At 62.6% G+C, this 22,350-nt stretch carries 25 protein-coding genes; 10 read left to right on the top strand and 15 right to left on the bottom strand.

Annotated features, from left to right (window positions below; genetic code table 11):
- Positions 1-152 precede the first annotated feature (152 nt).
- From ACWGTO_RS06805 to ACWGTO_RS06795, 3 genes are all read left to right on the top strand, one after another.
- On the top strand, positions 153-440 hold the full coding sequence (locus ACWGTO_RS06805) for an FAD assembly factor SdhE (RefSeq protein WP_142864970.1): 288 nt from the start codon (positions 153-155) through the stop codon (positions 438-440).
- Positions 441-453: 13 nt separating this feature from the next.
- Entirely contained in the window at positions 454-3,951 is a 3,498-nt protein-coding gene (gene mfd, locus ACWGTO_RS06800) for a transcription-repair coupling factor (RefSeq protein WP_454574104.1), read from the top strand.
- A gap of 137 nt (positions 3,952-4,088) precedes the next feature.
- A complete protein-coding gene (locus tag ACWGTO_RS06795) occupies positions 4,089-5,462 on the top strand; it encodes a class II 3-deoxy-7-phosphoheptulonate synthase (protein WP_454574103.1) in 1,374 nt (457 codons plus the stop codon).
- A 55-nt stretch (positions 5,463-5,517) separates the two neighbouring features.
- On the opposite strand, the gene ACWGTO_RS06790 is transcribed toward ACWGTO_RS06795, so the two are convergent.
- The 3 genes from ACWGTO_RS06790 to ACWGTO_RS06780 all read right to left on the bottom strand — a co-directional run bounded on the left by ACWGTO_RS06790 (position 5,518) and on the right by ACWGTO_RS06780 (position 7,807).
- Positions 5,518-6,288 (bottom strand): RES family NAD+ phosphorylase, encoded by a 771-nt coding sequence (locus ACWGTO_RS06790; RefSeq protein ID WP_454574102.1) that lies wholly within the window; start codon positions 6,286-6,288, stop codon positions 5,518-5,520.
- Complete coding sequence (locus ACWGTO_RS06785) at positions 6,248-6,631, bottom strand: MbcA/ParS/Xre antitoxin family protein (RefSeq protein WP_454574101.1); 384 nt, start codon at positions 6,629-6,631, stop codon at positions 6,248-6,250. The genes ACWGTO_RS06790 and ACWGTO_RS06785 overlap by 41 nt, the downstream gene beginning before the upstream one ends.
- A gap of 105 nt (positions 6,632-6,736) precedes the next feature.
- Complete coding sequence (locus ACWGTO_RS06780) at positions 6,737-7,807, bottom strand: diguanylate cyclase domain-containing protein (protein ID WP_454574100.1); 1,071 nt, start codon at positions 7,805-7,807, stop codon at positions 6,737-6,739.
- Positions 7,808-8,151: 344 nt separating this feature from the next.
- Between ACWGTO_RS06780 and ACWGTO_RS06775 the strand changes: the two genes are divergently transcribed.
- From ACWGTO_RS06775 to ACWGTO_RS06765, 3 genes are all read left to right on the top strand, one after another.
- Positions 8,152-8,571, top strand: a complete 420-nt coding sequence (locus ACWGTO_RS06775) for a GFA family protein (RefSeq protein WP_454574099.1) — start codon at positions 8,152-8,154, stop codon at positions 8,569-8,571.
- A gap of 78 nt (positions 8,572-8,649) precedes the next feature.
- Entirely contained in the window at positions 8,650-9,009 is a 360-nt protein-coding gene (locus tag ACWGTO_RS06770) for a diacylglycerol kinase (RefSeq protein ID WP_112625108.1), read from the top strand.
- A 97-nt stretch (positions 9,010-9,106) separates the two neighbouring features.
- Positions 9,107-9,682, top strand: a complete 576-nt coding sequence (locus tag ACWGTO_RS06765; RefSeq protein ID WP_454574098.1) for a hemerythrin domain-containing protein — start codon at positions 9,107-9,109, stop codon at positions 9,680-9,682.
- Between the two features lie 3 nt (positions 9,683-9,685).
- Here ACWGTO_RS06765 and ACWGTO_RS06760 read toward each other — a convergent pair whose 3' ends face one another.
- Both ACWGTO_RS06760 and ACWGTO_RS06755 read right to left on the bottom strand, forming a co-directional pair.
- Entirely contained in the window at positions 9,686-10,294 is a 609-nt protein-coding gene (locus ACWGTO_RS06760; protein ID WP_454574097.1) for a DedA family protein, read from the bottom strand.
- The gene (locus ACWGTO_RS06755) at positions 10,291-10,854 is read right to left on the bottom strand and encodes a DUF1003 domain-containing protein (RefSeq protein ID WP_454574096.1); all 564 of its coding nucleotides are present in this window, start codon (positions 10,852-10,854) and stop codon (positions 10,291-10,293) included. The genes ACWGTO_RS06760 and ACWGTO_RS06755 overlap by 4 nt, the downstream gene beginning before the upstream one ends.
- Before the next feature lie 99 nt (positions 10,855-10,953).
- Here ACWGTO_RS06755 and ACWGTO_RS06750 point away from each other — a divergent pair, with 99 nt between their 5' ends.
- From ACWGTO_RS06750 to ACWGTO_RS06740, 3 genes are all read left to right on the top strand, one after another.
- Positions 10,954-11,670 carry a DNA-3-methyladenine glycosylase I gene (locus tag ACWGTO_RS06750; protein ID WP_454574095.1) on the top strand — a complete coding sequence of 239 codons (717 nt, stop codon included), beginning with the start codon at positions 10,954-10,956 and terminating at the stop codon, positions 11,668-11,670.
- Positions 11,671-11,732: 62 nt separating this feature from the next.
- Positions 11,733-13,415, top strand: a complete 1,683-nt coding sequence (locus ACWGTO_RS06745) for an NAD+ synthase (RefSeq protein ID WP_454574094.1) — start codon at positions 11,733-11,735, stop codon at positions 13,413-13,415.
- Positions 13,416-13,794: 379 nt separating this feature from the next.
- Positions 13,795-15,600 (top strand): ABC transporter ATP-binding protein, encoded by a 1,806-nt coding sequence (locus ACWGTO_RS06740; RefSeq protein ID WP_454574093.1) that lies wholly within the window; start codon positions 13,795-13,797, stop codon positions 15,598-15,600.
- Between the two features lie 90 nt (positions 15,601-15,690).
- Here the strand turns inward: ACWGTO_RS06740 and ACWGTO_RS06735 are convergent, their stop codons facing one another.
- From ACWGTO_RS06735 to ACWGTO_RS06705, 7 genes are all read right to left on the bottom strand, one after another.
- Positions 15,691-16,104, bottom strand: coding sequence for a GFA family protein (locus ACWGTO_RS06735; RefSeq protein ID WP_454574092.1), 414 nt, complete (start codon positions 16,102-16,104; stop codon positions 15,691-15,693).
- A gap of 26 nt (positions 16,105-16,130) precedes the next feature.
- Positions 16,131-16,595: an SRPBCC family protein gene (locus ACWGTO_RS06730; protein WP_454574091.1), complete on the bottom strand. Its 465-nt coding sequence runs from the start codon at positions 16,593-16,595 to the stop codon at positions 16,131-16,133.
- On the bottom strand, positions 16,592-16,912 hold the full coding sequence (locus ACWGTO_RS06725; RefSeq protein ID WP_454574090.1) for an ArsR/SmtB family transcription factor: 321 nt from the start codon (positions 16,910-16,912) through the stop codon (positions 16,592-16,594). Before ACWGTO_RS06725 ends, ACWGTO_RS06730 begins: the two co-directional genes overlap by 4 nt.
- A 207-nt stretch (positions 16,913-17,119) precedes the next feature.
- Positions 17,120-17,617: an NUDIX hydrolase gene (locus ACWGTO_RS06720; RefSeq protein ID WP_454574089.1), complete on the bottom strand. Its 498-nt coding sequence runs from the start codon at positions 17,615-17,617 to the stop codon at positions 17,120-17,122.
- 208 nt (positions 17,618-17,825) lie between these two features.
- Entirely contained in the window at positions 17,826-18,326 is a 501-nt protein-coding gene (gene gpt / locus ACWGTO_RS06715; protein WP_181061551.1) for a xanthine phosphoribosyltransferase, read from the bottom strand.
- Between the two features lie 139 nt (positions 18,327-18,465).
- On the bottom strand, positions 18,466-19,299 hold the full coding sequence (locus ACWGTO_RS06710) for a universal stress protein (protein WP_454574088.1): 834 nt from the start codon (positions 19,297-19,299) through the stop codon (positions 18,466-18,468).
- Positions 19,300-19,398: 99 nt separating this feature from the next.
- Positions 19,399-20,139, bottom strand: a complete 741-nt coding sequence (locus ACWGTO_RS06705; protein ID WP_454574087.1) for a competence/damage-inducible protein A — start codon at positions 20,137-20,139, stop codon at positions 19,399-19,401.
- A 168-nt stretch (positions 20,140-20,307) separates the two neighbouring features.
- On the opposite strand from ACWGTO_RS06705, the gene ACWGTO_RS06700 reads away from it, so the two are divergent.
- Positions 20,308-21,279: an alpha/beta fold hydrolase gene (locus ACWGTO_RS06700; RefSeq protein ID WP_454574086.1), complete on the top strand. Its 972-nt coding sequence runs from the start codon at positions 20,308-20,310 to the stop codon at positions 21,277-21,279.
- A gap of 30 nt (positions 21,280-21,309) precedes the next feature.
- On the opposite strand, the gene ACWGTO_RS06695 is transcribed toward ACWGTO_RS06700, so the two are convergent.
- From ACWGTO_RS06695 to ACWGTO_RS06685, 3 genes are all read right to left on the bottom strand, one after another.
- The gene (locus tag ACWGTO_RS06695; protein WP_454574085.1) at positions 21,310-21,549 is read right to left on the bottom strand and encodes a DUF2188 domain-containing protein; all 240 of its coding nucleotides are present in this window, start codon (positions 21,547-21,549) and stop codon (positions 21,310-21,312) included.
- Between the two features lie 25 nt (positions 21,550-21,574).
- Complete coding sequence (locus ACWGTO_RS06690; RefSeq protein WP_032891817.1) at positions 21,575-21,853, bottom strand: DUF982 domain-containing protein; 279 nt, start codon at positions 21,851-21,853, stop codon at positions 21,575-21,577.
- Positions 21,854-21,926: 73 nt separating this feature from the next.
- Positions 21,927-22,241 carry an SH3 domain-containing protein gene (locus ACWGTO_RS06685; RefSeq protein ID WP_454574084.1) on the bottom strand — a complete coding sequence of 105 codons (315 nt, stop codon included), beginning with the start codon at positions 22,239-22,241 and terminating at the stop codon, positions 21,927-21,929.
- Between the last annotated feature and the right edge of the window lie 109 nt (positions 22,242-22,350).

Below are 22,350 nucleotides of genomic sequence, written 5' to 3'. Positions count from 1 at the left end.
CCCTTGCGGGGGAGATGGCCGGCAGGCCAGAGGGGGGTGTGAAAGAATGCAATCATTTCAGATTGATTGTCGGGTGTCTCACTTTGCCTTGCAAGGCTGACACCGCCCTCTATCCACGCTATATGCGCCGCACCACGTAAGGATGCGGCACGATGACCGGGACGAAACGATCAAGCGAGGGGCTGGATATCAGGCGCCGCAAGCTGTTGTTCCGATCCTGGCATCGCGGCATGCGCGAGATGGACCTGATCCTCGGCACCTTTGCCGACAACGAGATTGGCGCCTTGACCGGCGACGAAATCGACCAATATGAAAGGCTCCTCGACATTCCCGACACCGAATTCCTGCCCATGGTCACCGGCGAACGCCCGGTTCCCGGGGATATCGACTGTGCCGTCCTGCAAAAGATCCTGGCATCGCGCCGGACCATGACTTTCTGAAACACGTGCAATCATGAGCCTCATCCCTAAAATCGGCCTGCCGAAGGGCCGCGCCGGCCAGTTCATCGTCGACGGCGTCGCCGACGGGTACGAAGCGTTTGCGCTGGTGCAGGCGATCCACGAGATCGCGCCGGACAAGCCTGTGCTGTTCGTCGCGCGCGACGGCCAGCGCCTGCCGGCGATCACGGAGGCGCTGGCCTTTGCTTCACCCGGCCTGCCGGTGCTGGAACTGCCGGCCTGGGACTGCCTGCCCTACGACCGCGTCTCGCCCGGCTCGGACGCCGCCGCCAAGCGACTCGATGCGCTGACGGCGATGATCGCGCTGGCGAAGAAGCCGCATCGCGCCGTCATCCTGACCACCGCCAATGCCTTGCTGCAGCGCATTCCGCCGGCCGACCTGGTCGAAGCGCAGACTTTTCACGCCAGGCCCGGCAACCAGATCGACATGAACGCGCTGGTGTCGCGGCTGGAGATCTCCGGCTTCGAACGGGTGCCGACCGTGCGCGGCGTCGGCGAATTCGCGGTGCGTGGCGGCATTCTCGACCTCTACGCGCCCGGCTGGACCGAAGCGCTCAGGCTCGATTTCTTCGGCGACACGCTGGAATCGATCCGCGTTTTCGACGCCGCCACGCAGCGCACCACCGGACAGCGCAAGTCGATGGCGCTGCAGGCGATGAGCGAAGTGGCATTGACGCCGGAAACCATCAGCCGCTTCCGCCGCTCCTATATCGAAGCCTTTGGCGCGCCGCAGCGCGACGACGGGCTTTATGCGGCGGTGAGCGAGGGTCGGCGCTTCGCCGGCATGGAACACTGGCTGCCTCTGTTCTACGAGCGGCTGGAGACGGTGTTCGACTATCTGCCGGATGCCCCTGTCATCTTCGACCATCTGGCGCATGAGGCACTGGCCGAACGTCACACACTGATCCTCGATCACTATGAGGCGCGCCGCAAGCAAGCCGGCTCCGCCTTGAAGGATGCCGTGCCCTACAAGCCGGTGGCTCCGGACCTGCTTTATCTCTCGCCGGAAAACCTCAAAGCGTCGCTCGGGTCGCGCGAAGACATCGATTTCACTGTGTTCGATGCGCCCGATGTCGGCGCCAAGAAAGTCTTCCACGGCGGTTCGCGGCATGGCCGCAGCTTTGCCGAGGAGCGCGCCGACCCCAACGCCAATGTCTTCGATGTCGTCGTGAAGCACATCGCAAACGAGCGCGCTGCGCGGCGCCGCGTCATTGTCGCCGGCTGGACCGAAGGCTCGCTCGACCGGCTCGGCCAGATCCTCGCCGAGCATCATCTCGGCAATCTGGTGCCCGTGGCGACGCTGGCCGAGGTTGAAGAGCTGGAGCCGGGGCAGGCAGCCCTTGCGGTACTGCCACTGGAATCCGGCTTCGAGACCGAACACCTGGTCGTCGTCGCTGAGCAGGACATTCTGGGCGACAGGCTGATCCGACGCTCGAAACGCAAGAAGCGGGCCTCCGACTTCATCGCCGAGGCCTCGTCGCTGTCGGCCGGTGACATTGTTGTCCATGCCGACCATGGCATTGGCCGCTTCATCGGCCTGCGCACCATCGAGGCGGTCGGCGCGCCGCACGATTGCCTGGAAATCCATTATGCCGGCGATGACCGGCTGTTCCTGCCGGTCGAAAACATCGAGCTTCTGTCGCGCTATGGTTCGGATTCGGCCGAAGCCTCACTCGACAAGCTCGGCGGCGGCGCCTGGCAGTCGCGCAAGGCGCGGCTGAAGAAGCGCCTGCTCGACATGGCCGGCCAATTGATCCGTATCGCCGCCGAGCGGCAGATGCGCTCGGCTCCCACGATGGTGCCGGCGGAAGGGCTGTACGGCGAATTCTCGGCGCGCTTCCCCTATGAGGAGACCGACGACCAGCAGGGCGCGATCGATTCCGTCATGGACGATCTCGGCGCCGGCAAGCCGATGGACCGGCTGATTTGTGGCGATGTCGGCTTCGGCAAGACGGAAGTGGCGCTGCGCGCCGCCTTCATCGCGGCGATGGAAGGGTTCCAGGTCGCCGTCGTCGTGCCGACGACGCTGTTGTCGCGCCAGCATTTCAAGACCTTTTCGCAGCGTTTCTCGGGCCTGCCGATCCGCGTCGCCCAGGCCTCGCGGCTGGTCGGCGCCAAGGAACTGGCCGAAACCAAGAAAGGCATCGCCGAGGGCCAGGTCGACGTCGTCATCGGCACCCATGCGCTGCTCGGGTCCGCGATCTCGTTCAACAATCTCGGCCTCTTGATCATCGACGAGGAGCAGCACTTTGGCGTCAAGCACAAGGAGCGGCTGAAGGATTTGAAGACCGACGTTCACGTGCTGACACTGTCTGCAACGCCGATCCCGCGCACCTTGCAGCTTGCCTTGACCGGCGTGCGCGAACTGTCGTTGATCGCCACGCCGCCGGTCGACCGCATGGCGGTGCGTACCTTCATCTCGCCCTTCGATCCGCTGGTCATTCGTGAGACGCTGCTCAGGGAGCGCTATCGCGGCGGCCATTCTTTCTACGTGGTGCCACGCATCAGTGATCTCGCCGAAATCCATGATTTCCTGAGGGAATCCGTGCCTGAGCTGAAAGTTGCGGTGGCCCATGGCCAGATGCCGCCTGGCGAGCTCGACGACATCATGAACGCCTTCTATGACGGCCAGTACGATGTGCTTTTGTCGACCACAATCGTCGAATCCGGGCTCGACATCCCGACCGCCAACACGCTGATTATCCATCGCGCCGACATGTTCGGCCTGTCGCAGCTCTACCAGCTTCGTGGCCGCGTCGGCCGCTCCAAGGTGCGCGCCTACGCGCTGTTCACACTGCCGGCCAACCGCAAGCTCACCGACACGGCCGAGCGCCGGCTGAAGGTGCTGCAGTCGCTGGATACGCTTGGAGCCGGCTTCCAGCTCGCCAGCCACGACCTCGACATCAGGGGCGCCGGCAATCTGCTGGGCGAAGAACAATCCGGCCACATCAAGGAGGTCGGTTTCGAACTCTACCAGCAGATGCTGGAAGAGGCGGTCGCCGAAGTGAAGGATTCCGGCGAGGTGCAGGATGGCGGCTGGTCCCCGCAGATCGCCGTCGGCACGGCTGTCATGATCCCGGAAAGCTATGTGCCGGACCTGCAGCTCCGGCTGGCGCTTTATCGCCGCCTTGGCGATCTCGAAAACACCGAGGAGATCGATGCCTTCGGCGCCGAGCTGATCGACCGTTTCGGGCCGCTGCCGGAGGAGGTGAAGCACCTGCTCAAGATCGTCTTCATCAAGGCGCTCTGCCGCAAGGCAAATGTCGAAAAGCTCGATGCCGGGCCAAAGGGTGTCGTCATCCATTTCCGCAAGCGCGAGTTCTCCAACCCGGTCGGGCTGGTCAAGTACATCGGCGAGCAGGGCTCGCTGGCCAAGATCCGGGCCGACCACAGCGTTGTCTTCATCCGCGACTGGCCAACGGCCGAGAAGCGCCTGGCGGGTTCAGCTGTCGTCATGGCGCAGCTGGCAAGGCTGGTGGAGAAGGCGGCTTAAGCCGCCCGCCATCATTCGCCAGCGCTTAAATTCCGGTCTAGAATAGGAAATCGGCTTCGTGTATGGAGCCGCGATCCCCATATGGGGCGGGACATGGCGGGCAAAGGCCCCGCTGGAAAGAGCGTTTGGGTGTTGCGATGACGAAATGGTCGCCGAATTCTTGGAGAGCAAAGCCGATCAAGCAGGTTCCTGCCTATCCGGACCTTGCTGCGCTGAAGAACACGGAAGCCCAACTCGCTACCTTTCCGCCGCTGGTTTTTGCAGGTGAGGCGCGCAAGCTGAAGAAGCAGCTAGCGAGCGTCGCGGCCGGTGATGCATTCCTTCTCCAGGGCGGCGATTGCGCCGAAAGTTTCGCCGAGCATGGCGCCGACAACATCCGCGACTTCTTCCGCGTCTTCCTGCAGATGTCGGTGGTGCTGACCTTTGCAGGTGCGCAGCCGGTGATCAAGGTCGGCCGCGTCGCCGGCCAGTTCGCCAAGCCGCGCTCGTCCGACAATGAGACCAAGAGTGGCGTGACGCTACCGAGCTATCGCGGCGACATCATCAACGGCATCGAGTTCGACGAAAAGTCGCGCATCCCAGATCCGGCCCGCCAGGAGATGGCCTACCGCCAGTCGGCGGCGACGCTCAACCTGTTGCGCGCCTTCGCCCAGGGCGGTTATGCCAGCCTGGAGAATGTCCATCGCTGGATGCTCGGTTTCGTTTCCGACAGTCCGCAGGGCGAGAAATACGGCGCGCTGGCCAACCGCATCACCGAGACGATGGACTTCATGAAGGCCGTCGGCATCACCTCGGAAACCAACTACGCGCTGCGCGAGACCGATTTCTACACCAGCCACGAGGCGCTGCTGCTCGGCTATGAAGAGGCGCTGACCCGCATCGATTCGACCTCGGGCGACTGGTACGCCACGTCTGGCCACATGATCTGGATCGGCGATCGCACCCGCCAGCCCGACCATGCGCATGTCGAATATTGCCGCGGCATCAAGAACCCACTCGGCCTCAAATGCGGTCCTTCGCTGACGCCGGACGGCTTGATGGAGCTGATCGACCTGCTCAATCCGGAGAACGAGCCGGGCCGGCTGACGCTGATCGCCCGCTTTGGCTCCGACAAGGTCGCCGACCATCTGCCGAAGCTGGTGCGCGCGGTGCAGAAGGAAGGCCGCAGCGTTGTCTGGTCGTCCGATCCGATGCACGGCAACACGATCGAGGCCGCCGGCTACAAGACGCGGCCGTTCGACCGCATCCTCAAGGAAGTGCAGACCTTCTTCGAGGTGCACCGCGCCGAAGGCACGCATCCCGGCGGCATCCATGTCGAGATGACCGGGAAGAACGTCACCGAATGCACGGGCGGCGCACGTGCCATCACCGCCGAGGAATTGCAGGACCGCTATCACACCCATTGCGACCCGCGCCTCAATGCCGACCAGGCGATCGAGCTGGCCTTCCTGGTGTCGGATCTCTTGAAGAAGAGCCACCCGGTGCAGCACAAGCAGGCGGCCAACGGCTGAACCTGTTGCAGGTTGAAGAGAAAAGCGCCGGCGAAATCCGGCGCTTTTTTGTTGGTCAGCGGCCGCGTTCCCAGCGCAATCCGTCGAGCCGGGGATCATTGGCGAAGGCGGTTCTGGAAAACTCGATCCGCTTCTCCGGAAATTCGCAGATGGCCTGGACGCCGAATGAGCCGAGCCGGATACGCCATGTGTGCGGCTCCAGCGGCTTGGCCTTGGCAAAGCCGCGGCATGTCAGCAGCGCTATATTGGCGCCCTTCGGATCGCGCGCCGAGCGGTAGCGGATCGCTTCCAGCCCGGCCTCGCGCGCGACATCGGCAATCGCCTGGCAGGCGGCATAGTCGGTCGGATGCGTCCACTCAGCCTCATCGCTGTCGAGCGGCGGCCGCGTCAAGTCGACGGCCTTGTCGGTGCGGATCGCGGCAGCGAAGGCAGTGTATTCGGCGGCGTCGTGCGGCCACGGCGTGTCGGGCGAATCGGCAAAGAACAGCAGGCGGTAGAAGGCCATTTCGGCGACCGCCGTCATGATCGTCTCCGCAGCATAATAGACACCAAGGGTGCGGCCGGCGCGGCGGAAGCGCGAGCCGTAGGGATAGATCGAACCGTAACGGAAGGGCGTCGCCAGGAGGTAATGGAGATGCCGGCATTCAAGCGGAATCTGCGGCTTGGTCTCCTCGATCAGGTCCTCGAGCAGCGCCTGTTCGTCCAGCGTGTCGACGACTTTCAGCGTCGAGACCCGGTGCTGCGCTTCGACCATGCGCCAGTATTTGCCGTCGAGCCGTGCGGCTTCAGACGAGAGCGCGTCGAGAGTCCAGATAGGCAATGACATCGACAAGCCCGGTGATGGTGAGGATCTTTTCAAGCGGGCTGCCGTCGAACGCCGTGTTGGCGTTCTTCAGCCATGCCCGGGCGATCACCTCGTCACCGCCGACAATGGCGTCGAGCGAACGGAACAACCGCACGAACAACACCGCGAGTTCGAACGGCTTGGTGCCGCGCTCCAGCAGGAATTCCTGCCTGCGCATGCGCGAAACCGTGGCTTCCGAGACGCCGATGATCGATGCCAGCATCCTGGCAGTTATATCCAGAAGCTCGGCAGCACGCAGCGTGCCCTTGGTCAGGACCGCGTTTTCGGCCGTCTTGGCGGCAGCATTGCGTTGTGTAACAGGCATGGCCTCTCTCTTTCCATGGAAAATATAGTCCACGAAAATTCATATGGAAAGAGGTGGTGTCCGATAAATTTGCCTATACCCGCGAACTGGCTGTACGCCGAAGCGTCAGTCTTTCTTGTAGAGCAGCCAGTTCTTGCCGGTACGGCCGGCCATTGTCGAATGCCGGGTGACGCGATTGCGTCCGCCGACCTTGGAGCGATAGAGCGCCCGGTCGGCCTTGGTGTAGAGATCCTCCGGGCTTTCGGCCTCGGAAGCCATGCAGATGCCCATGGAAACGGTCACCGTGCCGTAATTGGTTCCGGTCTGGCTGCTGGTGAACGGCGTCTGTTCGATCAGCACGCGGATGCGTTCGGCGATCTCGTAGGTGGTATCCTCGCTGGCGCCCTCGATGATCAACGCGAATTCCTCGCCGCCGGTGCGGGCAACGAACATGTCTTCGCGGATACTGGTCTGGAAGATTTCGGCGATGATCTGGATGATCTTGTCACCGACCGGGTGGCCGTAGCGATCGTTGATGTCCTTGAAACGGTCGATGTCGGCAAGGATCAGCGCGTTGAACAGGATGCCCTTGTTGGAGGTGTAAATCCTTGTGATTTCCTTGTCGAAGGCGCGGCGGTTCCAGATATGCGTTAAGGGATCGGTGTCGGCGAGCCGCTTGTACTCCTCGAGCTTCGACTTGACGCTCTCCAGCTCCGCCGTCTTGTCGCTGAGCGTGCTGGCGACCTGCCTGCCATGGTCGAGGGTCGAATTGGTGGCCACCGCCATTGCATTGGCAACCTTCTGCAGCAAGTCCTGTGAAAGCAGGCTGCGGTTGGCAAGGCCGCTCGATGTTTCGTCGAGGATCTTGCCGTATTTCTCGATATGGCTGCGTTCGCTTCGCAGCAGCAAGGCGATATCCTCAAGTTCCCTGGCCAACACGTCGCGCGCCTGCTCGACGATGCCGGGACCATGATGCTGGGCAAAGAAGGCGCGACCGATGCGGTCGAGATCGTCCTGCGTCGGCCGGTTGCCGAGCGCGACGACGGCAAGGCTGAGTTCGCGATCGGTGCCTTTCAGCGCTTCGTAGAATATCTCGTAATTGCGCGGCAGGCCAAGCACGCCGAGCTGGCGCATGGTCGTCACAACAGCTGTTGCAATGTCGCTGTTTCGGTCGGTCTGGGCGGCTGCCGGCTGCATGTTCTGCTCACTACCCCTGAGAACCATCGCAGACTTGCGCGTGCGAGATGTCGCCGACCGGGGAAGAACCAGCCGTATTTCGGATCATCTTACGAAGGACGCGTCCCCAATCGCGACCTTCGCCTGGTACCGACCATAGATGCGCCGGCGCTAAAGTTTCCTTAATGTGCCGCCCAGGTAACGCGACTATTCTACCTCCGGCTGCAGCAACGCCCTGCGATGATCCTGAGGAGGAAGTCCGAACACGTCCATGCCGTGTCGCATTTGCTCGTGCCTGGCTCTCGCAAAACTGAAATCCTCTCCGTGGCGGCGAAGCCGTGAACGATGGCCGGTGGAGGGCAGGGATGAGCAACAACCACAGTGGATCTTGCCTGTGCGGAGCAGTGCGTTTCCAGACGCAAGGGCCGTTGCGCGGGGTGATCTATTGCCACTGCTCGCAGTGCCGCAAGCAGAGTGGGCATTTTTACGCCGCGACCAATGTCGCGGACGGCGACATCACCGTAACCGGCACCGACAACATCAGCTGGTACGAAGCGTCTTCCTTTGCCAAACGCGGCTTCTGCAAGATCTGCGGCTCGGTGCTGTTCTGGAAGCCTGGCCAGGATGCCTATGTCTCGGTTCTCGCCGGGTCGTTCGATGCCCCGACCGGGCTCGAGGGCGAATGCCACATCTTCGTCGGCGACAAGGGCGACTACTACACAATCGACGATGGGTTGCCGCAGTTCGAGAAGTCGACGCCGGCGATCAAGGTTGCGGACGAGTGATTTTTGCCGCTGCTGCCTTATTCCCTTGATCCAGCCATTGCGTTATCCCCTGCCGGTGATTCGAAGGGGATGCGGGCCATGCAGCGGCTGATCGATGCTTTCTTCAATTCGGTGCGGGCTTTCCGCAAGCTCGCCGCCAGCGAAAAGGCGTTCCAGCAGGAATTGATGCTGCTGGTGCTGGCGCTGCCGCTCGGGTGGTTCGTCTCGGTGTCGTGGCGCGGCTATGCGCTCTTGATCGGCGCCGTGCTGCTGTTGATCATGGTCGAAGTGCTGAACACCGGCATTGAGGCTGCCTGCGACGCCTTCAGCCGCGAGTTCAACGTCGACATCCAACTCGCCAAGGATTGCGGTTCGCTGGCGGTGCTGATTTCGGTGGTGATCGTCGCCGGCGTCTGGGGTATCGCCATCATCGAGCGCATCACGGGGCTACCGATCTGACATTCTGGCTCCTACATGACGGTTACCCCAGCCTGATCCCATGATTTTTTCCGAAAACCGGTATCCACTTTTCGGGATCATGGTCTAGGAGACCGTCATGACTGCGCCCGCCAATTCCCTCTTGCTCGAACGTGCCGCCCTGCCGGACGATCTGCGCTGGCTGGTGCAAAAATATCCGCGCGAAAACTGGCAGGGTCACGCCAATATGTGGCTGCAGCGGCACGACATGTTCCGCGAGCTTGGCGGCATGCTCACCAACGGCATTGGCGACTATCGCGAAGGTCGGCTGACGGCGCAGGATTTCGCGCGCTGGTTCGCGCCGCGGCTCAACCATTTCCTCGGAAATCTCGACGGCCACCACAATGTCGAGGACTACCAATACTTTCCGGCTTTCGCCAAGGCTGAGCCGCGCCTGAAGCGCGGCTTCGAGATTCTCGATGCCGACCATCACACCATCCATGAGGGGCTGGAGCGCAACGCCGAAGCGGCGAATGCCTTCATCCGCACGCTTGAGGAGAGCGAGGACAAGCAGCGCTTTGCCGCCGATGCCTATGCCGACGAGAACAGCCGGCTGATCGCCATGCTGAAGCGGCATCTTGCCGACGAGGAGGATCTCATCATCCCGCTGATCCTCGACCGCGGCGACCGCGCTCTGGTCGAGGACGACGACTGACCCTTACGACGCGGCTTCGCTGTCGCGGGCGTCCTTGGCGCGTTCCTTGCCGGCGACGGTGCGGGCGATGAGCCAGGCAAGAAGCGCGACGGCGAGCCCAATGGCAAGCGCGATCAGCAGCCGTTCATGATGGAGCAATGCCTTGCCGATCATCTGCTCGGCGCCGAGGCCGAAAACATAGCCGATGCCGCAGAACAAGGCTGCCCAGACCAGCGACGATATGGCGTTGAGGATGACGAAGCGCGGCACCGAAATGCTGGCAAAGCCGGCGGCGATGCCGCCGACCAGGCGCAGGCCATAGATGTAGCGGTTGGACAGCACGAAGATGTTGGGGTGGGACGAGACGAGGCGGTAGGCGTGGTTGAAGCCGGGCCTCGCCTTCAGTTTCAGAACCCTGGGATGGTCGGCAAAGCTGCGGCCGAGGACGAAGAAAAACGTGTCGCCGACGAAGGCGCCAATGGCGGCCGCGAGGAAAGCCTGCCAAGGGACGAAGACATGCTGGTGGGCGAAGAAGCCGCCGAGGATCGCGGCACTTTCGCCTTCGGCGACACAGCCCAGGAAAACCGCGATCAGCCCATATTGCTCGATGAGGTGGTGGACGATCCCGGTCATTGAGACGTTTGCCGGCCCGACAGTCTTTCGTCAATGCGGCTCACCTGCTCAGTCAGGCGGGCTATGTCCTCGCGCACGCCGATGATCTGGCTGTGGCGCAACTCGTCCAGCTTCTCATGCAACGCCATGATCTCGATCTCGGCCTTGAGGTTGACCTCATAGTCGTGCGCGGCATCGATGCGGTCGCGCGCGGCCTGGCGGTTCTGCGACATCATGATCACCGGCGCTTGCAAGGCGGCGATCATCGACAGCACAAGATTGAGGAAGATGAAGGGGTAGGGATCGAACGAGTCTCGTCCCAGCAGCCACCAATTGGCGCCGATCCACAGGACCAGAAAGGCGATGAAGGACAGGATAAACGTCCACGAGCCGCCGACGCGGGCGATAGCATCGGCGATGCGGTCGCCAGCCCCCTGAAGACCGGCGAGACTGTCGTTGATGTCCTGAGAGATCGGCTTGCGGTCGACGGTGCTCTGCAACACCCGCCGCTCGAGCTCGCTGAGGGTCTCAGGTGTTCGCCTCAGCCAGCGGTTGGCCAGTTCTGGCACGGTCTTGTGCATGGTCGCCTCCATGGTCAGCGTCTGGTCTAGACCTAGAGACTACCGGCGCGAACGGGAAGTGGTAGATTGCGCGTCCACCGACAGTGAATCAGGGTGCCAATGGCCGACTTCCAGAGGATTCATGCCCGTGCCGCAAAGCGCAAAGGCGGCGATGCGGTGCTGACGTCGCTGCTCGGTCCTTTGCCCGACAACGCCGCCGTGGCCGGAATCACCGACGACCGCATCCTGTCGACGATGGCCGAGCGCGTGTTTGCCGCCGGCTTCGTCTGGCGCGTCATCGAGCAGAAATGGCCGGGATTCGAGGAAGCCTTCCTCCACTTCGAGCCGAAGCGGCTGTTGTTCCAGCCCGACGATTTCTGGCACGATCTGACGGCCGACAAGCGCATCGTGCGCAATCCGCAGAAGATCAAGTCGGTGCGCGACAACGCCGCCTTTGTCGAGCGCGTGTCGAAGGAGCATGGCAGCTTCGGCAAATTCCTGGCTGAGTGGCCGGCCGACGACCAGGTCGGGCTGATGGCGTATCTTGGCAAGCACGGCAGCCGGCTCGGCGGCAACACCGGCCAGTATTTCCTGCGCTGGCTGGAATGGGACGCCTTCGTCATCTCGGCCGATATGGCGGCTGCCTTGCGCGATGCCGGCCTCGACATCGCCGAAAGCCCGACGTCGAAGAGGGATCTCGACAAGATCCAGGCGCAGATCAACCGATGGGCTGAAGAGACCGGCCTGCCGCGCCGGCACATTTCGCGCATCCTGGCGATGTCGATCGGCGAGAACCATTCGCCGCAATCACTGCGCGAGTATATGGGCGACGACTGATCACCGAATTGGTCCAAACGAACGCCATTGCCCGGGCAATTCTGCCGCGCTAAACCGCAGGCATGACCAAGAAGACCGCTCCCGATATTCTGCGCATCGCCATTGCCCAGCTCAACCCGACGGTCGGCGATGTCGCCGGCAATCTTGCCAAGGCGCGTGAGGCAAGGGCGGATGCCGCCCGCCAGGGCGCCGACATCGTGCTCTACACCGAGCTTTTCCTGGCCGGCTATCCGCCCGAGGATCTGGTACTGAAGCCGGCCTTCCTGAAAGTTTGCGAAAAGGCGGCGCAGGATTTCGCCGGGGATACTGCCGATGGCGGGCCGGGCGTCATCATCGGCACGCCGCTGAAGCGCAAGAGCGGCACCCACAATTCCATCATCTTCGCCGATGGCGGCAAGATCCTCGCCGAGCGCTACAAGCTCGATCTGCCGAACTATGGCGAGTTCGATGAGAAGCGCGTCTTCCAGGCCGGACCCGAGGCTCAGGGACCCGTCAACTTCCGTGGTGTGCGCATCGGAATTCCGATCTGCGAGGACATCTGGGGCGACGTCGGCATCTGTGAAACCCTGGCCGAAAGCGGCGCCGAAATCCTCCTGGTGCCGAACGGCTCGCCCTATTACCGCGCCAAGATGGACGTCCGCCACCAGGTCGTTATCCGCCAGGTCATCGAAACCGGTTTGCCGATGATTTATGCCAATCAGATCGGCGGCCAGGATGAGTTGATCTTCGACGGCGCCTCTTTTGCGATCGGCGCCGACAAAAGCCTGGCTTTCCAGATGAGCCAGTTCGAGGAGACTGTCGACGTCACCACCTGGAAGCGAACAGAGGCCGGCTGGGTCTGCTCGGAAGGGCCGATGTCGAAAATCCCCGAGCGCGAGGAGGCTGATTACCGCGCCTGCATGCTGGGATTGCGCGACTACGTCAACAAGAACGGCTTCAAGAACGTCGTGCTGGGTCTCTCCGGCGGCATCGATTCGGCGATCTGTGCCGCCTTGGCCGTCGACGCGCTCGGCGAGGAGCGGTTGCGCGCGGTGATGATGCCCTATCGCTACACCTCGAAAGATTCGCTGAAGGATGCCGAGGACTGCGCCCGCGCGCTCGGCTGCCGCTATGACATCGTGCCGATCTTCGAGCCGGTCGAGGGGTTTTTGCACGCGCTGACGCAGATGTTCGAAGGCACCAAGGAAGGCATCACCGAGGAAAATCTGCAAAGCCGCGCGCGCGGCACCATCCTGATGGCGATCTCCAACAAGTTCGGATCGATGGTCGTCACCACCGGCAACAAGAGCGAGATGTCGGTCGGCTATGCCACGCTCTATGGTGACATGAATGGCGGCTTCAATCCGATCAAGGATCTCTACAAGATGCAGGTCTATGGGCTGTCGCGCTGGCGCAACTCCCATGTGCCGCCAGGCGCGCTCGGCCCTTCCGGCGAGGTGATCCCGAAGAATATCATCGACAAGGCGCCATCGGCAGAACTGCGCGAGAACCAGACCGACCAGGATTCGCTGCCGCCCTATCCGGTGCTGGACGACATTCTGGAATGCCTGGTCGAGAACGAGATGGGCGTCGACGACATCGTCGCACGCGGCCACGACCGGTCGACGGTAACGCGCGTCGAACATTTGCTCTACATTGCCGAATACAAACGCCGGCAGGCGGCGCCCGGCGTGAAGATCACCCGGAAGAATTTTGGTCGCGACCGCCGCTATCCCATCACCAACCGTTTCAGGGATCGCGGCTAAAGCGCAGTTCGCCCGTTGTTGCAAAATAACCTCACAGGTTGGACCAGTTTCGCTTTGCTGCGCGCCCGGTCTTGGCGATCCGATGGAGCGTCTCTATAAAGACGCCTCCGCAATTGTCTTGCGGGAGGTCCGAATGGCAGTAGTCAACATGGTAATGCGAGGCCGCGAAGCCTAGGTCTCTACCGGCGTCCGGCGGAGGTTTGCCCTTCGCGCCGATGCCGGGTCGAGTACAGGCTTCTGCCGATGCCGGTCGCCGCCCGATATCCAGGGCGCGCCGCCACCTATGCCGAACCTCCGCAGCCCCCGGGCGAATTGCCCGGCGCGGTTTTTCAATTTTCGACCTTACCGGGACCGGGCATTTTTGCGCCCGGATGACATCATGGCTCGTTTTCGAATCGATCTGCGCGCAAGCGCGTTTCGCAGCGTTCTTGGATTTACGTTCAGCCATTGGCGGCGCCAGCCGTGGCGGCTTTCGCTGGTCATGGGCGGCTTCCTGCTGGCGACCATAGCCGACGTCCTGACGCCACTCTATTCGGGGCGGCTGGTCGATGCCGTCGCCAGTGGTGCCGCGGCCGACGACATCGCCTGGAATGCGGCGGTAGCGGCTTTCTTTGCGCTCATTGGCCTGGCGCTGGCTGGCCTGGTGGTGCGCAACCTCGCTTTCATGGGCCTCGTCGACCTGACGCTCAAGATGATGGCCGACATCGCCGCTGATGCGTTCCATCGCGTCCAGCGCTTCTCGACCGACTGGCACGCCAACAGCTTTGCCGGATCGACGGTGCGCAAGGTCACGCGCGGCATGTGGGCGCTCGACCTTCTCAACGACACCATCCTGATCGCGCTGCTGCCGTCGGTCGCCATGTTGGTCGGCTCGACGCTGCTGCTCGGCTGGTTCTGGCCGCTGATGGGACTGGTCGTAGCAGTCGGCTCGGTGTTGTTCATCCTGGTGACGGCGACGCTGTCGCTCGGCTATGTGGCGCCAGCGGCGCGGCTCGCCAATGGCTGGGATACACGGCTTGGCGGTTCGCTTGCCGATGCGGTGAGCTGCAACGCCGTGGTCAAGGGTTTTGGCGCCGAGACGCGCGAGGAAAAGCGCCTCGCCAAGGTCGTCGACAAATGGCGGTCGCGCACGACCCGCACCTGGGTGCGCGGCACCATCAACGGCACGACGCAAGGCGCGATGCTGTTGGTGCTGCGGACGGCGGTGATCGGGCTGTCGCTGATGCTGTGGGCGTGGGGGCAGGCGAGTGCGGGCGATGTCGCCTTCGTGCTGACGTCGTTCTTCGTGCTGCAAGGCTATCTCAGGGACGTCGGCACGCATATCCGCAACCTGCAGCGCTCGGTCAACGATATGGAGGAGCTTGTCGACTTCCAGTCCGTTCCGCTCGGCATCGAGGACCGGCCCGGCGCTCCGCCGATCCGGATCACGCAGGGAGGTATCCGCTTCGACGACATCACCTTCCACTATGGCAGCCATCGGCTGCCGCTCTACCGCGACTTTTCGGTGGAGATCGTGGCTGGTGAACGGGTCGGGCTGGTCGGCCACTCGGGCTCGGGCAAGACGACCTTCGTCAAGCTGATCCAGCGCCTCTACGATGTCGGCTCGGGCCAGATCCTGATCGACGGCCAGGACATCTCTGATGTGGCGCAGGCGTCGCTGCGCGGGCAGATCGCCATCGTCCAGCAGGAGCCGATCTTGTTCCACCGCTCGCTGGCGGAAAACATCGCCTATGCCCGGCCTGATGCCACGCAGGCCGAGATCGAGCATGCCGCGAAGCTCGCCAGCGCGCACGACTTCATCACCAGCCTGCCGAAGGGGTACGGCACGCTGGTCGGTGAGCGCGGCGTGAAACTGTCGGGCGGCGAGCGCCAGCGCGTGGCGATTGCGCGCGCCTTCCTGGCGGACGCCCGCATCCTGATCCTGGACGAGGCGACATCGAGCCTCGATTCGGAATCGGAGGTGCTGATCCAGCAGGCGATGGAGCGGCTGATGGTCGGCCGCACGACGCTGGTTATCGCCCACCGGCTGTCGACGGTGCGGGCGCTGGACAGGCTCCTGGTGTTCGATCGCGGCAAGATCGTCGAGGAAGGCTCGCATGACGAACTGATCCGGCTGAAGGGCGGCATCTACCGCCGCCTGTTTGAACGCCAGGCGCTGGAACTGACCAAGGGTCTGGTTGTCTGACCGGACAAAAAAGAGAGTCCCATCCCGGTGAATCAGGATGGGACTCCATCTCTTTGTTCCAGCATTGTTTTCCCAAGCGGAGTGACTGGGCTATCCCGGCATTCGCTCGAAGGCCTGAAGCGCCGGATCGATCGTGTCCCAGGCGTGGCCGCGCACGGTGTAGGTGATCGCGTGTGGGTTAAACTGGCCAGGGTCGTCGAGGCCGGCTGCCTGGATCGCCGTCACCTCCGGCATGGCGACGAAGGTCACGTAGACCGGCGTTCCGCAGGTCGGGCAAAAGGCCTGGATCTTTTCATTGCCGCTGTCTGCGATCATCCGCCAGGTGCTCGGCTGGCCGGTGATCTTTACGTCAGCGCGCCGGCCGAAGGTCACGTAGGAGCCGTGGCCCGTGCCGCTGCGCTTCTGGCAATCGAGGCATTGGCAGTGGTTCTGAAAGATAGGCTCGCCGCTCGCCTCATAGCGGATCGCGCCGCAGGCGCAGCCGCCGGTAAAGTGTCTGGTCATTGTCGTTCTCCCCGCTGGCTGCTTGTTCAGGCCGATTTCGGCTTGGCGAAAAGGTCGATGCCGGTGCCGGTTTCGAGGAAGGATTTCATGCTGGAGAGCACGGCCGGCCAGCCCTGGCTGATGCCTTTGGCCATGCCGCTGCCGGCTTCGAGTTCGTCATGGCTGACGGTGAGCCGAACCATGGCGTCATATTCCTCGATGGCGAAGGTCACCCGGCTCTGTTTGGTCGGATCGTCGGCCTGCGAGGCGTTGGCCCAGGTTATGACCAGACGGGTCGGCGGCGAGATTTCGACCACCTTGCCGACGAGTTCGACGGTTCGCTCGTCATTGGCGCGGATATGCTCCCATTTTGAGCCAGGCTTCCAGTCGGAGACGTTCTCGTGGCCCCAGTAGCGCTTGGCGATATCGGGCCTGGTTATGGCCTCGAACACCTTTTGCGGCGTCGATCTGATGTAGGTCACGTAGACAAAACTGGTGGTTTCTGGGGTCATTGGTCGTCTCCTTCGAGTTCTTGCTTCAGGTCGTGCAGCAGGCTCAGTCGCTGCCGTTCGAATTTGTGCACCCACCGCTCGTAGACTTCGTGCAGCGGCACGGGGTTGATGAAATGCAGCTTCTCGCGGCCACGCTTGACCGTGCTGATCAGATTGGCTGCCTCTAACAGATCGATGTGCTGGGTGGCGGATTGCCTTGCCATGTCGAGATTTTCGCAAAGCTGGCCCAGCGTCTGTCCGTTCTTCTCACACAGAAGGTCGAGCAGCTTTCTGCGTGTCGGGTCGCCCAGCGCTTTGAAAACCTTGTCGGCGTCCATCGGTCTCACTCATCTTGTAGATATAATATGCAGGTAAATACCTGCATGTCAACTCGCAGCCAATCGTGGCCAGAGAGGGCAGGGATCTTGTCGACGTCGGATGAGATTCGGATCAATGGCGCCGCGGGCGAAGCATCGAATGGAATCAATGGACAAGCACCCGATGCGGGAGCATGGCAATATGCTGGGGTCGCTGTGGAGTTGCGTCTAGGTTCTAGCGACGAATTTCTGCGGATCGGCGCAGAAATGCGTGATGATCTGGCAGAGATCGGGCTCGTTGATCATGCGCACGGCGTCGGCCGCGTTGACCCATTTGCGGGTGCGCGCGCGCTTTTCCTTCCAGCGGTCGGAAACGCGCTCGACCTGCATTGGAAACACCAGCACTTCGCAGGGCACTTCCTCGCCGGACGCCAATGCCTTGGCGTAGAAATAGCGGCCAGCCTCGAAATGCGAAATCTTGCCGCGCAATCCGGCTTCCTCGCCGGCCTCGCGCGCGGCAGCCTCGCAGAGCGGCTCCCTGGCTTCGGGCCAGCCTTTCGGCAGTACCCAGCGGCCAGTGTCGCGGCTGGTGATCAGCATGATTTCGATGCCGTTTTCGGTGGTGCGCCAGGGTAGCGCGGCAACCTGCAGACGGCACGGCGCGGTGCCGAAGAGTCGCCGGACCCTTTCGGCCATGTGGTTGTGCGTCGTTGGTCTCGTCAGCATCGGAGAAAGCTACCCCAGCCCTCAGAATCGTTTGCCGTCACACGAATCTTACGGCGGAGTGTAAGTCATAAAAGTAAAAAACGTCACACCAACCCGTCAAAATCCGCCAACAGGTGTCGATTCAACAGAATATTGTGTGTTGGCGCGCCAGTTTCCACAGCAAACTGCGCGGGCCTTGCCGCTTGGGCAGATAAAGGGGGGCTGCGAATCAGCCGGCGTGATCGTCGGCGATCGGCTTCTGGTAGGTAAAACCCATGTCCCAGGGAAAGTAGATCCAGGTGTCCTGGCTAACTTCGGTGACGAAGGTGTCGACCAGCGGCCGGCCTTTCGGCTTGGCGTAGACGGTGGCGAAATGCGCCTTGGGCATCATGGCGCGCACGATCCCTGCGGTCTTGCCGGTGTCGGTGAGGTCGTCGATGATCAGCACGCCGGCGCCGTCATCGGTGAGCAGCGCCGGCGTGATTTCCTTCAGCACCTGCAATTGCCCTTGGCTGGTGTAATCGTGGTAGGAGGCCACGCAGACCGTCTCGATGACGCGGATGCCGAGTTCGCGCGAGATGATGGCGGCGGGGACAAGTCCGCCGCGGGTGATGCAGACGATCGCCTTCCACTGACCCTTGTTGGCGCCGGCAAGCCGCCAGGCCAGCGCACGGGCGTCGCGGTGGAACTGGTCCCAGGAGACCGGAAAGGCTTTTTCAGGAAGGGACATTGCTGGTGCACTCCGCGCGCGAGCATGATGCCGAAAAGTGCGACGCGGTTTTCGGACGACATCATGCTCTATTTTTAATTCAGAGCCGAATGCGCGCGGAATTAGCCGGAAAGCCTTGGCCTTGGCAAGGGCGATCGATTTAGCGCGACAGGAAAGCCGCCACCGGCACGGTGCGCAACACGGTGCGCGTCACGCCGCCGAACAGAAGCTGCCGCAGCCAGGAATGACTGTAGGCGCCGAGCACCAGAAGGTCGGCGCCGGTCTCGGCGATCCGGTTCTGGATGACGTCATCGACAGAGTCGCCGCCCGATGTCTGCACCGACACACTGACCGTCGCGCCATGCCTGGAGAGTGCGGCCGCGATCTCCGCGCCGGCGGCTTCCGGATTGTCGTCCAGCGTATCCGGCGGATCGATGACCAGAATGTCGGTCTTCTCGGCCTCGATGATGAAGGGCAGGGCGTCGAAGGCGGCGCGGGCGGCCTCCTTGCTGCCGTTCCAGGCCAGCAGCACATGCTTGAATGTGGTGACGAGCGGGCCTTCGTGCGGCACCACCAGCACCGGGCGGCCGGCATCGTAGACCAGCGTGTCGACATCGGCGCTCGGATCGCCGCCGGTCTCGCGCTGGGCGGCAATGATCAGGTCGGCGGCGCGCACGCTGGAAATGCCGGTCAGCGCGCTGTCGCCGGAAAAACTCTCGAGGCTGCGCCATTCAAAGGACAGGCCGGATTTTTCGATCTGTCCGAGGAAAAGCGCCTGCAGTTTTTCGGCGCGCTCGCGGTTCATGTCGGCGGAAACCTGCAAGAATTCGGTGTCGGGGAAACCGGTGGCCGAGGTGTAGGGAACGGGAAGCGCTTCGGCATGGATGCCGATGAGATGGCTCTCGAACCGATCGGCAAGCGGAATGGCGCAGTCGAGCACGCGCTCGGCATCCTGTTCATTCTGCAATATGGCGACGATGGTCTTGAAGCGCATGGGAAATCCCTCAAATCTGCCGGCGCATGGTGCGCTGGAGGGAAAACGTTAGAGTACGGCGCTTGGTTCCGGCTCGGCGATGGCCCCGTGAACCCAAGGTCAATTGGCGGCAGTGAAGCCGGCCACCATCGCCTCGACATCGGCACGCGCCGAATCCAGCGCCTCCTGGCTGCGGGCGCGCACGACCAATTCCGTCCAGAATTTGCCGTCGCCATATTTCGGGTAGGAACCGATGATCGTGTCGGGATGCGTCTTCTGGATGTCGCCCAGGGGGCCGCCGATCAGGCCTTCACCGAACGGACAATGGACATTGGCTGACAGTATCTTTGTGCCGGCCTTCAGCGTCGGCACGACATTGTCGAGCATGGCCTGGAAGATCGACGGCACACCGGCCATGACATGGACATTACCGATGCGAAAGCCGGGCGCGACGGAGACCGGGTTGTCGATATGGTCGGCGCCGCGCGGCATGCGCGACATGCGCTTACGCGCCTCGGTGTATTCGATGCCGCGCGCGGCATAGCTCTCGCCCAGCATCGCATAGGCCTTGGCGTCGTATTCGCAGGGCACGCCAAAGGCCCTGGAGATCGAATCGGCGGTGATGTCGTCATGCGTCGGGCCAATGCCGCCGGTGGTGAAGACATAGGTGTAGCGCGCGCGCACGGCATTCACCGCCGCGACGATCTCGTCCTCCTCGTCGGGAACGATGCGCACTTCCTTCAGGTCGATGCCGATGGCCGTCATGATGTCGGCGAGGTGGCCGATGTTCCTGTCCTTGGTGCGGCCGGAGAGAATCTCGTCGCCGATGACGAGCATGGCGGCAGTGACGATTTCAGGCATGGAAGGCTCCGGTGAGGGCGCAGGACAGGCAGGACCGTCTTGGTCAAACAAGGTTGCCTGAGATAGCGCGACATGGAACGGGCGGCAATGCCGACGGAAGCCGCCACCTGCCTTGCCGTGCGTTCGGCAGTGGGTGATGGTGTGCGCCGGTCCGCTCCCGGGTGAAAAATGCTGGTATCGATTCTGCCATGGCTTGTCGCTGGCCTGTTCGTACTGGCTCTCGTCATCGTCGCCTGCCTGGTGGCAGCGACGCTCTGGATTGCCGTCAAGGCCGAAAGGCTGGTGCCGGCCAATGGACGGTTCGTCGAGATCGACGGCAACCGCATCCACTATGTGGACGAGGGCGAAGGCAGGCCGATCGTATTCGTGCACGGACTTGGCGCCCAGCTCCATCATTTCAGGCACACTTTGTTCGGACGCTTTGGCCCGGGCTACCGGGTGATTGCAATCGACCGCCCGGGATCGGGCTATTCGGTACGGGCCAGAGGGGCGACAGGCCGCTTGCCTGAGCAGGCCGAGATCATCAGGCGCTTCATCGAAACGCTCGCCCTGGAAAGGCCGCTTGTTGTCGGGCACTCACTGGGCGGCGCCGTCGCGTTGACCATGGCCGTGGACCATCCCGACGCGATTTCTGGCATCGCCTTGCTGGCGCCGCTGACCCATCTGGAAGCCGGCGTGCGCGAAAAGGCGGGCCTGCTCTACATCCGTTCGCGCGTGTGGCGCTGGATCATGGCCTATACGGTCGCGATACCGACAAGTCTCAGATATGCGCAGCCGACAATGGAGTTCATCTTCGCGCCGCAGCCTGTTCCCGCCGACTACATGGTCGATGGAGGCGGATGGCTCGGGCTGAGGCCAAGCCATTTCCATGCGACCTCCACCGATTTCGTGGCGGTCGAAGAGGATCTTGGCCGCATCGAGCGGCTCTATGGTGAGATCGCCATGCCGGCCGGCATTTTCTTCGGATCCGTCGACCGCGTCATTGGTGTGCACACCCATGGAGAGCCGATGAAGGACAGGATCGAAGGGCTCGATTTCGAGGCCGTCGACGGCCTTGGGCATATGCCGCAATTCGTCGAGCCGGACCGCGTCGTCGCTTTCATCAAGCGCATCGCCGAGCGAGCCTTCGCGCCGGATTGAGCCCGTCAGGCTGCTGGCGAAGAGAAAAAGTCAGTCGGAAACTTCGGTCTGTGGCCGGTCGCGGCCGTCGGCCAGTTCGTCGTGCCACTTGCCGTCGGCGTCCTCATACTGGATGCCGTCCGTGGTGCCGGCGACCTGCTGCTCGGCCGAGGCGATCTCGGCGGCGCGCAGCGCGTCCTGGTGGGTGGGGAATGTCTCCGAGAATGTCGAACCCACCTGGTAGGCCCAGCCCCCGTCATGCTCGACGATCTTGTAAGTCAGCTTCGCCATGAAATCCTCCGGTTCGTCCGTTCGTTCAATGCAATTTGGCGTCGGGCAGCCGGTCTTCCGGAACCAGCACTTCCGATTCCTTGGCCGCTTCGATCAATGCCCGGCGCGCATCGGCCGTCGAACGATAACCTTCCAGCACTTTGAGGCAAGTGTCGAGAGCATCACGATGGCGCGGGCCGCGATTGAGCGGCCAGACCGTCATCAGGCACTCCGCCGCTTCCTGGGTGCTGCGGATCTGGCGATATTTGCCGACATGGCCGAGCTCGACCACGACGGGCGTTTCAAAAGGTTTGTTATCCATGATGGCCGCAACGCAAAGCAGCCAATTTGGTTGCAAAAGTGGCAGTCAGCCTGCGCCCAAACGTCTCAGAGGCCTCTCAGTAGCCGCAATCGTTGCGCAGCCAGCGTGCGTTGGCCCAGCCGGTCCGGCCCTTGAAGTCGATCTGGTACCAGTTGCCGCGGCGGTCGAAGATTTCGGTGTGATCGCCGTTGAACAACTGGCCGATCATGCGCGACGACGAGTTCGGCCGCGCCCGTACGGCAAGAAACCCGCTGCCCGTATCCAGATCGTAGTGCCTGGACAGGCCATGCACCGTGCCTTCGCAATATTGCGCGCCAACCGGTGATGACGCGGCGAACGACAGCGCGACCACCAGAGCGGCGGCGACGGGATAGATTGCCCTTGATGCCATGACTTTGCTCCCAACCCCGGCCGCCAAGGCGGCCTTACCCCAGGGACTATTGCGGGATGGATTAAAGCGAAGCTGCGGCAACCTGTCCAGCAGATGCGTTTGCGTCCGT

The sequence above is a fragment of the Mesorhizobium sp. PL10 genome (assembly GCF_053714315.1).
The sequence above is the reverse complement of the archived record's forward strand: the minus strand, read 5'-3'. Positions and strand labels throughout refer to the sequence as shown.

What these genes read in the sequence shown, in the direction of transcription:
- ACWGTO_RS06705 (WP_454574087.1), bottom strand. Translation starts at nt 20,139, where the DNA reads ATGCCTGAAATCGTCACTGCCGCCATGCTCGTCATCGGCGACGAGATT.
- ACWGTO_RS06750 (WP_454574095.1), top strand. Translation starts at nt 10,954, where the DNA reads ATGGCCGACTTCCAGAGGATTCATGCCCGTGCCGCAAAGCGCAAAGGC.
- ACWGTO_RS06760 (WP_454574097.1), bottom strand. Translation starts at nt 10,294, where the DNA reads ATGACCGGGATCGTCCACCACCTCATCGAGCAATATGGGCTGATCGCG.
- ACWGTO_RS06780 (WP_454574100.1), bottom strand. Translation starts at nt 7,807, where the DNA reads ATGCAGCCGGCAGCCGCCCAGACCGACCGAAACAGCGACATTGCAACA.
- ACWGTO_RS06755 (WP_454574096.1), bottom strand. Translation starts at nt 10,854, where the DNA reads ATGCACAAGACCGTGCCAGAACTGGCCAACCGCTGGCTGAGGCGAACA.
- ACWGTO_RS06735 (WP_454574092.1), bottom strand. Translation starts at nt 16,104, where the DNA reads ATGACCAGACACTTTACCGGCGGCTGCGCCTGCGGCGCGATCCGCTAT.
- mfd (WP_454574104.1), top strand. Translation starts at nt 454, where the DNA reads ATGAGCCTCATCCCTAAAATCGGCCTGCCGAAGGGCCGCGCCGGCCAG.
- ACWGTO_RS06695 (WP_454574085.1), bottom strand. Translation starts at nt 21,549, where the DNA reads ATGGCGAAGCTGACTTACAAGATCGTCGAGCATGACGGGGGCTGGGCC.
- ACWGTO_RS06795 (WP_454574103.1), top strand. Translation starts at nt 4,089, where the DNA reads ATGACGAAATGGTCGCCGAATTCTTGGAGAGCAAAGCCGATCAAGCAG.
- ACWGTO_RS06725 (WP_454574090.1), bottom strand. Translation starts at nt 16,912, where the DNA reads ATGGACGCCGACAAGGTTTTCAAAGCGCTGGGCGACCCGACACGCAGA.
- ACWGTO_RS06775 (WP_454574099.1), top strand. Translation starts at nt 8,152, where the DNA reads ATGAGCAACAACCACAGTGGATCTTGCCTGTGCGGAGCAGTGCGTTTC.
- ACWGTO_RS06765 (WP_454574098.1), top strand. Translation starts at nt 9,107, where the DNA reads ATGACTGCGCCCGCCAATTCCCTCTTGCTCGAACGTGCCGCCCTGCCG.
- ACWGTO_RS06805 (WP_142864970.1), top strand. Translation starts at nt 153, where the DNA reads ATGACCGGGACGAAACGATCAAGCGAGGGGCTGGATATCAGGCGCCGC.
- ACWGTO_RS06770 (WP_112625108.1), top strand. Translation starts at nt 8,650, where the DNA reads ATGCAGCGGCTGATCGATGCTTTCTTCAATTCGGTGCGGGCTTTCCGC.
- ACWGTO_RS06785 (WP_454574101.1), bottom strand. Translation starts at nt 6,631, where the DNA reads ATGCCTGTTACACAACGCAATGCTGCCGCCAAGACGGCCGAAAACGCG.
- ACWGTO_RS06745 (WP_454574094.1), top strand. Translation starts at nt 11,733, where the DNA reads ATGACCAAGAAGACCGCTCCCGATATTCTGCGCATCGCCATTGCCCAG.
- ACWGTO_RS06740 (WP_454574093.1), top strand. Translation starts at nt 13,795, where the DNA reads ATGGCTCGTTTTCGAATCGATCTGCGCGCAAGCGCGTTTCGCAGCGTT.
- ACWGTO_RS06730 (WP_454574091.1), bottom strand. Translation starts at nt 16,595, where the DNA reads ATGACCCCAGAAACCACCAGTTTTGTCTACGTGACCTACATCAGATCG.
- gpt (WP_181061551.1), bottom strand. Translation starts at nt 18,326, where the DNA reads ATGTCCCTTCCTGAAAAAGCCTTTCCGGTCTCCTGGGACCAGTTCCAC.
- ACWGTO_RS06700 (WP_454574086.1), top strand. Translation starts at nt 20,308, where the DNA reads ATGCTGGTATCGATTCTGCCATGGCTTGTCGCTGGCCTGTTCGTACTG.
- ACWGTO_RS06685 (WP_454574084.1), bottom strand. Translation starts at nt 22,241, where the DNA reads ATGGCATCAAGGGCAATCTATCCCGTCGCCGCCGCTCTGGTGGTCGCG.
- ACWGTO_RS06720 (WP_454574089.1), bottom strand. Translation starts at nt 17,617, where the DNA reads ATGCTGACGAGACCAACGACGCACAACCACATGGCCGAAAGGGTCCGG.
- ACWGTO_RS06790 (WP_454574102.1), bottom strand. Translation starts at nt 6,288, where the DNA reads ATGTCATTGCCTATCTGGACTCTCGACGCGCTCTCGTCTGAAGCCGCA.
- ACWGTO_RS06710 (WP_454574088.1), bottom strand. Translation starts at nt 19,299, where the DNA reads ATGCGCTTCAAGACCATCGTCGCCATATTGCAGAATGAACAGGATGCC.